The 10388-nt window shown below is 39.4% G+C and carries 5 protein-coding genes; all 5 read right to left on the bottom strand.

Annotation, left to right across the window (positions count from 1 at the left end; translation table 11 throughout):
- From CA834_RS06120 to CA834_RS06100, 5 genes are read right to left on the bottom strand one after another with little or no spacing between them, the layout of a single operon-like run.
- Nucleotides 1-5862 carry an ATP-binding protein gene (locus tag CA834_RS06120; protein WP_094967808.1) on the bottom strand — a complete coding sequence of 1954 codons (5862 nt, stop codon included), beginning with the start codon at nt 5860-5862 and terminating at the stop codon, nt 1-3.
- The gene (locus tag CA834_RS06115) at nt 5859-6917 is read right to left on the bottom strand and encodes a sensor histidine kinase (RefSeq protein WP_094967807.1); all 1059 of its coding nucleotides are present in this window, start codon (nt 6915-6917) and stop codon (nt 5859-5861) included. Before CA834_RS06115 ends, CA834_RS06120 begins: the two co-directional genes overlap by 4 nt.
- The gene (locus CA834_RS06110; protein ID WP_094967806.1) at nt 6914-8074 is read right to left on the bottom strand and encodes an FIST signal transduction protein; all 1161 of its coding nucleotides are present in this window, start codon (nt 8072-8074) and stop codon (nt 6914-6916) included. Before CA834_RS06110 ends, CA834_RS06115 begins: the two co-directional genes overlap by 4 nt.
- A gap of 8 nt (nt 8075-8082) precedes the next feature.
- Complete coding sequence (locus tag CA834_RS06105) at nt 8083-9222, bottom strand: FIST signal transduction protein (RefSeq protein ID WP_094967805.1); 1140 nt, start codon at nt 9220-9222, stop codon at nt 8083-8085.
- The gene (locus CA834_RS06100; RefSeq protein ID WP_094967804.1) at nt 9222-10388 is read right to left on the bottom strand and encodes an FIST signal transduction protein; all 1167 of its coding nucleotides are present in this window, start codon (nt 10386-10388) and stop codon (nt 9222-9224) included. Before CA834_RS06100 ends, CA834_RS06105 begins: the two co-directional genes overlap by 1 nt.

The following is a 10388-nucleotide window of genomic DNA, read 5'->3' as shown; positions in this document are numbered from 1 at the left end:
TTATTGAATGGGTATTTGTATGCTAAATAGAGTTCCGTCTCCCTCACTCGACTCCAGCGTTAATTTGCCTCCGTGTGCTTTTATAATATCGTAACTAAGGCTTAAGCCTAATCCAGTTCCTTTTCCAGTAGGCTTTGTCGTAAAGAAAGGCTGGAAGATCTTATCCTTAACCTTGTCTGGGATACCTCCACCATTATCTTTTACCGAGAGCTCTATGCCTTGCTCTGTTTGTTTACTGCATACGATAACTTCTGGATTGTAGGTCTTAATTCCTCTATCTAAAGTAATTCGACCGCGCTCAGCACAGGCGTAAAAGGCATTATTGACTAAATTAAGAATTACGCGCCCAATATCGGAAGACACAACATTTACCTTTGGAACATTAGGGTCGAGCTTCAATTTAAAATCGGCATTAAACGACTTATCCTTGGCACGCAGTCCGTGGTAAGACAGTCTTACAAATTCATCCAATAAGGCATTGATATCCGTTGGTTTTTTCTCTCCTTTATTGATTCTGCTATGCTCAAGCATCCCTTTAACAATGGCATCTGCGCGTTTGCCGTGATGATTAATTTTGCTTAGGTTGTCCTTGAGATCTTTACTAATGGCTTTGGCTTCCTCAAAATCTCCATTATCTAATTCCTCGTTCATTTCATCAACGAGTTCCTCACTGACTTCAGAGAAGTTATTTACAAAATTCAATGGGTTCTGAATCTCATGGGCAATACCAGCCGTAAGTTCACCAAGCGAAGCCATTTTCTCTGCTTGAATAAGTTGCGCTTGTGCAGATTTTAAATCGTTAATAGTAAGCTCCAAACTGTTCTTGGCAGTTTCAAGCGCCTTAAAATCCTCATACCTTGAATAGGCCACAGAAAATGCTGATGACAAACTTTCTACAAGGCTTATTTCATCTTCTGTTAAATTTTCACGGTTACCCACATAGACCATGCCTTGCTTGAATGGAATTAAATGTAAGACTAATTGCTCTGGTGGTGTTTCTGAAACGTCATAAGCCTCAGGATTCTCAATCTGTCCTTTTTTCAAAAACATATGGGTTTGTTGTACAAATTGATCCTGACTCCAGGTCTCTTTATATACCTGCTGTACTCTCCAATTTTCAATTGTAGGTTTAATCAGTTTGTTATCCCCATCACTAAAAGGAATGTGAAGTGCTGCAATCGAAGTGCCATCAGGTTTAGAAAGGTAAGCATGAACCATTTCCTCATCTTCACTGATGATAAAGACTCCGCATCTAAAAAAGGGAACACCCAGGGTAGTTAATTCTTTCCAAATCAATGGAGTAATGCGCTCCAAATCTTTGGTTGTGCGCATGGATGCTATTTCACCTCGTACACGGTCTAGTGCAGCTTGTTTAATGGCTTCTTTTTCGCGGGCCTCTGCATTTTGTAAATCTAAAAAGCGGGTATAGGTTTGCTCGAAGACCTTTCCAAAACGTTTAAAAATGGCATGGGACTCGGGAACTTCCTCATAGGTGATAAAGAGTAGGAAGCCTTTAGAAAACCTGACCAAGTGATTATACTGTTGCTTAGGTAATTCTATACCGGCGTCCTCGAATTGTTTTATAAGACCTTGTAATTCAGGCAATGATGTCATATAATTATAATGTTCTATCAGGTCTTGTCCTTTCTGACCATGCACAAAAAAATCTTCTTCGTTTACCAGGGCCTCATACCAGGGCTTTAAGCTGCTGTGCTCTGTAAGCGGTAGTGTAAATGGAGATTGTATTTCGCCTTGACTACTCATGATGCAATTCGAGTGCGTTTTATCTTCTGATAGAATGTTGTAGCCTGCACTCCAGGCCGGAATCCCTAAGGCTTGAACTTCAAGAAATAATGTATTGGCGGCTTCTGGTAATTCCTCACTTTTTTGCATGGCCATTGTACGGCTTCTCACTTTTTCCAAAGCCGTTTCAATCTGGGCTTCTCTTGTTTGTGCTTCTGCTTTTTGAAGGTCTAAGAAACGCTGATAAGCTCTTCCGAATTCACTGGCAAATTTGATAACAATTTCTTCTTCTTCCCGGGTTGCCGGTCGTATTTGATTCATGCCTATATACCCAAACGGGTGTTTCCCGGCTGTATGATAAATACCGTCCGGATAATCTTCAGGTGTAATCCGCGAACCTTCAGGCATAGATGCAAAAGATTCATGAAACACTTGCCAGACTTCAGGCAATTGCTCTTTTGGGTAATGTAGTTTATTGATGGCCGTGGCTTTATCTGCTTTCCATTTTTCAACAGTTTCTTTCCAGTTATCCATAGCATCCAGTTCAACTGTCTGTTCTCCAAAACTCCTATTTCCAAATTTTCCGGTTTCTCGGAAGGTAAAGCTATTATTTTCAAAATCAAAAACAGTCAAATTAGTAGACATAGGAAGAATTCCCAAAATATCAAACTGTTGACATAACACGGAAAGCATTTCATTGAGCTCATCAGAACTTTGCATAGACATGGCTTTGGCCCGAACACGTTCAAGCGCAGCTTCAATCTGAGCCTCTCGTGTTTGCCGTTCTGCCTTTTGTAAGTCTTCAAATCGTTTATAAGCCAGATCGAAAGCAGCCCCCACTTTATTGAGTATGCCTTCCATCTCTCCAGGTGGCGGCTCGAGTAAATCAATACAAAGTTTACCATTATTGAGGCATTTTGAAGCATGATAGAGTTCCTTCAGATTTGTCGTGCGGGTGTAATCTTCCACTTCCCTGGCAATTTCCTCCTGGTTATTTTCATACATGAATTCTATGATGCGATCCAAATCTTTTTCATCTTGTACCTCGACAAAATAGTCTTCTGGATTTTCCCAAACCCGTTTTATGTAGAGGTGAGGATCTTCCTTTTTGAGCTGAAACGTGATATCCGAAATCGCCTGGTAATCTTTATGAGACTGTTCCAGTGAACTGAGGTCCCACATTCTGATGTGGCCGTTACCTGCTTCGAGAAAAATGGTTGATGCCACCACACCCGGGATATCTAATCCCATGACTTCTTCTTTGAGTTTAGCCACAACCCCCATTATTTCCTCTGATTTGTGCATCGCCAGTGCTTTTGCCCTTACACGTTCTACCGCTAGATTAATCTGCGCATCGCGGGCTTGTTGTTCTGCTTTTTCCAAATCCAGAAATCGGGTATAGGCCTGTTCAAAGACTCTTCCAAAACGTTCCAGAATGGCTAAATCCTCATCATTTATATCATTTTCGCTTACCGTTTGTAAACCACTATGTTTGAAAAAAGTGAACCCGGTCACATACCTTTCCAGGTCTGTATTGGCTTTTTGAATGTGTTCAGGAAAACGACTAAATTCTGTTTTCGTGTATAAATACTTATCATAGATTTTTTTCTCTTCTCCTTCTATGACATAGACAAAGCGTTTTTTTTGCGCTTTCCAGGCGTCCCACATGGCCTGATGAAACGGATAGTCTTCAAACTTCATGTAATAGGATTCCGGCTTTTTGCCGGTTTCCGGATTGGCTGCCCACACCGTATTGCTTTTATCTTCCTCATCAATTAAGTTAATAATACAGAACGTCAGGTTAAAATCTAAATTTGCGAATTCGTTTTGCAGCGTATCTACTACCTCTGAAAGTTCAGACGAATTATGCATCGCCATAGAGCGACTTCGAACACGTTCCAATGCAGCCTCAATTTTAGCCTCCCTGGCCTGAGCTTCCGCTTTTTGAATGTCTAAAAAACGCGTGTAAGCCTGATTAAACACATCGAGCAATCTGACTATAATATTGCCGACTTCTTTAGAATAGAATATGTCTCGATAGTTATGAATCGATATTCCCACCTTATCAATTGCCACAAAAGCACGATTCATTCCTGCGGCATCAAATACCATCTTTTTTCGTTCCTCTGACATATGGCGAAGCTGTTCGCTCATAAATACATTTTGGAAAAACTCATCCTTTTGCACCTTAGTATAATTCATGGAAGATGGTCCACGATTTAAATTATTCCAATAATCGTCGAATACTGGATTCTTTCGGTAAGGGATATTAATCAGTTCTGAAAAATCCTCACCTGGAGAATAAGCCCACAAATTAAGGTCTTTACTATCTTCTTCATGAATAATAATCTGTGCAGAATCAGTTGAAATTTCTAGAATTTCCATTTGCCCAAAAACGGCAGTTATTACATTTTTTAGATCGGAACTTTTATGCATTGCCATGGAAGTTGAACGCACACGTTCTAAAGCGGCCTCAATCTGAGCCTCCCGTGCTTGTTCTTCTACTTTTTGAAGATCGAGGAATCGCGTGTATGTTTGCTCAAATACATGCGCAAAACGTTTAAAAATGTCATAGGCTTCAGGAACGGCTTCTCGAGTTATAAACAGAAGGTAACCGTATTTAAAGTATACCACATGATCAATTTGGAAGGTAGGAAACCCCTTGTTGGTTTTCTTAAGTTGTTTTAAAACATCTCCAATTCCTGGCAGGGTACTCATAAACTCATAGTGCGCCACGCACTCCTCACCTTCAAATTTTCGAATGAATAGGGTTTCTCCATTCTGACCTTTGTCATAATAGTCTTTGAAAACACCAATTCGCGGCACAGTGTAAGTGTTTAACTCACCTTTCTCATTACCAAACCATTCTGTAGATTCTTTTTCTCCATAAATATGAAATGCACAGCCCCAAGTTTTAATGCCTAACCCTCTCACTTGTTCATCTAATAAAAATGAGGCTTCTTGCAATTCGTCACTATGTTGCATAGCCATGGTACGCGATCGTACGCGTTCTAAAGCGAGTTCTATTTCAACTTCTCGTGCTTGTTCTTCTGCTTTCTGCAAGTCTAAAAAACGCCTGTGCGCTAGATCGAAAGCGCCTGCAAATTGCACTAAAATCGCCAAATCTTCCTGTGGGGGATTCCCAACGACTCCAGGCAAACTGTAACCAATTTCCCCGTGTGACGTGCGCGCCATGATAAAGGTTAAGCCGCCAATGGCTCGAATGTCATCATGACTTGGGGCCTGAGGATCGATGTTTTGGAAGTTTCCTAAGTCTATCATCTTGTCCACATAAGCAATGGCTTCTTCAATGTTCATGGTATAAACGACTGTAGGCTTCTGACTTTTTTCCCATTTTGCCAGCTTAGGAATATCGCCATGTATATGTCTGGGGAGTTCCATTACAAAACCAATACGGGAACCATCACCGGATGTCATCGCTTTTTCATAGGTGTTTTGCAACCACATCATATGCCAGAAATAGTGTGCTTCGTGACCAAGTTTAATGAATTCATTGCGCATGGTAACCACAATATCTAAAAGGTCTGATGAGACCGTCATTGCTGTTGCCTGTGCTCGAATACGTTCTAAAGCACCTTCAATTTCCAGCTCTCTATTTTTTGCTTCCAGTTCAAAGGTTCGACGCGTAATCGCTTCACGTAGTTGCTGATTTTCATCATTTATCTTATCATAACCGATAGTTTCCCCTTCTTCGGTTTTTGGATCTGGAATGGAAAAATGCTGATAGATAAAACGCCAGCCGGTTTTTGTGTTTTTTAGAACACTCGTAAATCTAAATCTTGCATAATAATTCCAATCATTTTCATTTAGAAACCAACCATCTAAAAGATGTGTAATAAAAATAAGTTCACCAAATTGCTCTATGGACATGGTTTCGTTTCTTATTTCAGTTTTTCCCGCAAATTGGTCGCCAGTATCTGCGAAGAACTTTGTGGTGTCCTTTCGGTTTAAAAATTCTTCATTTTTGGCAGAGCCAATGAAATGGTAATCATCATCCAAAAAAGAATCATAAACTTTAACATCACCATGGAGATAACTATGCAACCAAGTATCATAGATTTTAAGTACTTCTTTCTCTATTTTTTCGTTCGGTTTCATGCCTTGGATTTTACTGGAATAGAGATAATAAATGTAGTTCCTTGTTTATCTTTAGTGTTTACTTTTATTACACCGCCATGAGATTTTATAATGTCATAGCTTAAGCTCAGTCCCAAGCCAGTGCCTTCACCTGTTGGTTTTGTAGTGAAAAAGGGTTGAAATATTTTGTCTACAATCTTATCTGGGATACCATTACCATTATCCGCAACACTGATCTCTATATGTTGCTTTATTTTTTTTGTGGTGACGCTAACTGTCGGTTGAAAATCTGAATTTCCCTTATCTGAAAGTAATTTTTTCTTATCATCACATGCATGAAAAGCATTGGTGATTAGGTTGAGAACAACGCGTCCAATGTCTTGAGGAATTATATTGAGTTTACCAATAGACGTATCAAAATGTGTTTCCAAAGCCGCATTGAAAGATTTATCTTTTGCCCTTAAACCATGATAGGCCAAACGTAAATATTCATCTACCAATTGATTTAAATCGGTGAACTCCTTTTCTCCAGAATTGGTCCGACTATGTTGTAGCATACCCTTAACAATCCCATCGGCACGCTTACCGTGATGCAATATTTTTTCTAGATTGGCAATCACATCTGAGGCAATGGCATTTACTTCTTCCATGTCCCCATTCTTGAGTTCTTCAAGCATTTCTTCCAGAAGTTCTTTGCTCACCTCACTAAAATTGTTGACGAAATTTAGTGGGTTTTGTATTTCATGTGCAATACCTGCGGTAAGCTCACCCAAACTCGCCATTTTCTCAGATTGAACTAATTGTGCCTGCGCCATTTTTAAGTCTTTTAATGATTTGTTTAGGGCCTCATTAGTTTTTTCAATGGCAGCTCGCTTTTGTTCCAACTCTTCAATTGTTTCTTCCAAAAGAATGGCCGTGGTGCGCTTTACCTTGTTGGTCCGTTCTAACTTAAATTCTGAAATCTCGAGCGTTGTGTTTGCCTTTTTTAAAGCTTTAAGAAGGATATCCTTGTCCTCTTTTGAAATCTGTTCAGAGGTTTCTATGATGTCTTTAATGATTTGAAGATCTTTGTTCATTCTATTTCTTTAAGTGTTACCCAACAACATGCTCCTGAATGAAAATTTTGTTTGCCATTTAAAACCCGTCCAAATTCCCCATAAGTGAAAAATCCAGCCATCGGCGCTTGCCATACTTCGGCAAGGCCATTGTTTTCGTCTGTGACCATGGGACCAAGAATGGGATGCCTACCAGCACAAGAAAAAATTAACATGGCATCTGCACTGTGGTTTGTTCTTTCTTTTAATTGGGTGGCTTTTTCAATTACCTCTTCAACGATATCGAACTCAGGGGGGCTTGTAAACCAGAATTTCGAACCTTCTGGCATAGGTATGTCTATCACGAGTGCATTTTCAGCACTGTCAATTTTCATTGGTGTTTTCAATACAGTTTCGTTATTGTCGCGTTCCACAATAAATGGATATTCCATCGATAACTCTTCAAAAACCTTAAAATCTTTTTCGGTTATTTTATCTTCCTTGCCGAGATATCTTAAATACAATTCAACCGCTGATTTTCCATCAATTTCATAAAGTAATTGACCTTTGCTTTTGGTTACCGTTCTTGTAATACCCAAAGGTTTCCAACCTGTAACTGCCATACCGTTTAATGCGATTGTATCTCCGTTTAGCACTAAGGCCACTATGCCATATTTAGCTTCCTTTTTATTGGTAAAAACAAAAGTTTCTTTAAGCTCCCAGTCATCTCCTGCCTTACCCCCAAAGTATATTTTATCTGGTCCTAGGCTTTTTTCTAAGGACTCTACGAGTTTTTCTCCTTCAAAATGATCTCCTTTTTGGTTAATTCCTGGACTGCATACAATGAGCGATGGGTTATTAAATCGTTTGAGTGCATTATTTGCCAAATTTGAAACAGCCTCATCCAAGTTTCCATCTTCGAAATCTTCAATTAAAATCGAGTAATGCGCTTTTGATAGTTCTAACAGCAGTATCGCCATTTCACCCTCTGACTGATGATTATTAATGAATTCTCCGCAAGAGGTTGCGCCAAAGACATCTATGTTTTTAGAGACTAACAATTCACAAATAGCCCTTCTGTCTTGTTTTACAGAAATAAATACTATGGCAACTGTAGGTGAGAAGCCATCTAACATGCTGTTCTCGATGGCCGTTTTTATAGCTTCTATTGATTTGCCTTGTATGGATTTCGCTTTCATAACTAATCTTATTTTTCTTTTAAGGTCACAATACAGCAGGTATTGTTATGAAATTCATGCTTCCCTGTCTTAGATTTTCCATATTCGCCATAACTGAAAAAACCAACCATAGGAACATTCCAAACCTGTTGAACCTGTTCTAGTTCTTCAGGCATCATTACCCCAAAAGATAAGCGTCTGCTGATACAAGAAAACATAATGATAGCGTCTGCATCTATTTTCTCAGAGGTTTTGAGCTGCTCGCATTCCTCAACAACGGCTTCAATAGCATCAAAATCTGGTGGCAAAGAGAACCTTACTTTTGAACCTTGGGTAACGTTACCTGCGCAAATGAGAGACCTATCTTCTTTATTGGCAAACATCGCTGTCCGCATTACCGGAGAAACGCCCGGTCGTTCCATTTGTAAGGGGTAGTAGGAGGATAATTGGGTTACAATCTCTTTACCGCTCTCCACATCCATTTCAATACCCAGATATTTCATGATCATATCTAAGGCAGGTTTGTCATCTATGGTGTACACAATATTACCCTCGCTTTTAGTGATGGTCTTTGTGGTGCCAATGGGTTTCCACCCACATGTGGCTATACCATTAACTTCAATTTTAGACTCATCAATGATAAGTGCTACAATACCTTTTTCACTATTTTTATTAAAGGAAAATACCTTGGGTCCTTTTAATATGAGATCATCACCAGCCATACCTCCAAAAATGGTCACCTCTTCGCCATATCCTTCGGTAATGCCTTCTACTATGGCTTCTCCATCTTGAGAGAGCCAGCCTGAGGCGATAATAAAGGCCGCATCTGAAAAGGTTGCTTTCCCTAGTTCCCCTAATTTTTTAGAATTATCAAAACTACTTTGAGTACCAGTTTCCAAAAAGACCAGTTTAAAATGCTCTGGATTTATGTCGAGTAGCATAAGAACAATGCTATGCTCTTCAATTTCACCATCAATAAATTCCCCAGATGTTGTAGAACCAAAAACCTGAATGCCCTTTGAATTTAGATAGACAGCTAGTTCTTGGTCGTTATGTTTTATAGATAAAAATACGATGGCTAAACTTGGAGCATAGCCATCCTTTAGTACTTCCTCAATTTTTTTAACAATAATTTTATAATCTGGACCCTTTATGGAAATTGCTTTCATTACTGTTTTTCTTTTAAGGCTACAATACAACAGGCATTGTTATGAAATTCATGTTTGCCAATTTTGGATTTTCCATATTCTCCGTAGGTAAAAAAACCAGCCATTGGAGCGTTCCAAAGGTCTTGAACTTGTTCAATCTCCTCTTTAATTAAGGCGCCAAAACTTAAATGTCTACTTACGCAAGAAAACATAAGTAATGCATCAGCTTCTTGTTCGGGATTGTCCTTAATACTTTCACATTCCAAAACCACTGTTTCAATGGCTTCGAATTCTGGTGGTAAGGAAAACTTGACTTTCGCACCCTGGGGAACGCTTCCAGTACAAATTAGAGAGCGGTTTTTACGATTGGCAAATCTGGTAGCTCGTATTACGGAATCGCCATTGTCACGTTCCACTTGTAAGGGATAATACCACGAGTTTAGAAAGGCCACAATATCTTCGCCATCATCTTCAACGACGTCAACACCTAAGAACTTCGTCAACATGTCCAATGCTGGCTTGTCGTCTATGGTGTACACAATATTACCCTCGCTTTTGGTTACCGTCTTTTCTGTACCAACAGCTTTCCAGCCGCATGAGGCAATACCTCTAACATCTATTTTATCCTCATTGAGAATAAGTGCTAAAAGGGCGTTGTCCTTACTTTTTTCGTTTGTAAAAACCAATGGGTTTTGGGCTAATAAATCATCACCTGCCATACCTCCAAAAACGCTAATCTCTCTTTTGAATGCTTCATTCGGATTTCCAAGTCCTTCCATAAGGCCTTCTATGACTTGATCTCCATCTATGAAAATACCTCCTGAGGCAATTATTAACGAAGGGTTTGTAAAAGCATCCTTTCCGATTACACCCAGTTGTTTTGCATCTTCGGCGGTTGTCTTTTGAGTGGTTTCAATGAATTCTATCTTAAAATATGTTGGATTCATATCTAGCAGCATTAGTACAATACTCTTCGATTCAATGTCTCCATCAATAAACTCGCCTGCCGTAGTTGCACCAAATACCTGAATATTCCAAGTATTTAATAGATGAGTAACAGCCTCAACATCTTGCTCTACAGACAAAAAAACAAATGCTAAAGTTGGTCTGTAATTGTCTGAAATTATCTCATTTAATTGACTGGATATGTCTTGGGTTGATTTGCCTTTTATAGTAACTGCCTTCAT

The sequence above is a fragment of the Winogradskyella aurantia genome (assembly GCF_002266855.1).
Taxonomy (GTDB): Bacteria; Bacteroidota; Bacteroidia; order Flavobacteriales; family Flavobacteriaceae; genus Winogradskyella; species Winogradskyella aurantia.
Note: the sequence above shows the minus strand (reverse complement) of the source record. Positions and strands in the feature narration are given on the sequence as shown.